Annotated in this window: 1 pseudogene; it reads right to left on the bottom strand. The window is 55.3% G+C overall.

The features are described 5' to 3' along the window. A pseudogene (locus tag AB4Y42_RS44370) lies at positions 1 to 133 on the bottom strand (IS5/IS1182 family transposase); the annotation flags it as partial. Positions 134 to 380: the final 247 nt, after the last annotated feature.

Below are 380 nucleotides of genomic sequence, written 5' to 3'. Positions count from 1 at the left end.
CCACTGCGCACAGCTCCGCCCACGGCACGATCGCGTTCATCTCGTCGAGAAACGCTTCGCGTCGCGTAGGCTTGCGCTGCGCCCCGAATCCTGCGCATTGATCGACAGCCATCGCCAGTGTCAGTTGTTTCATCGTTTTTCGCTTTCGCCGTTGCATGTCCACGCTATAACGCATGACAGTCATGAACGGTGGACTTGATCAGCATTGCCCTCAGACCATCGTAAGCGCTGCGACCAACGATCCCGGAAATCTCTAGTCCAGTGAACCAATGAAATTGCACTGATCTAATAGTGCATGGGCAAAATGAATCTGAGTGAAACCGAGCGCGAAGACCTGATGTCGATGCAGCGCAGCCGCACAATGGCCGTTGGCGAGGTGA

This window comes from Paraburkholderia sp. EG286B (assembly GCF_040965655.1).
Taxonomy (GTDB): Bacteria; Pseudomonadota; Gammaproteobacteria; order Burkholderiales; family Burkholderiaceae; genus Paraburkholderia.
The sequence above is the reverse complement of the archived record's forward strand: the minus strand, read 5'-3'. Positions and strand labels throughout refer to the sequence as shown.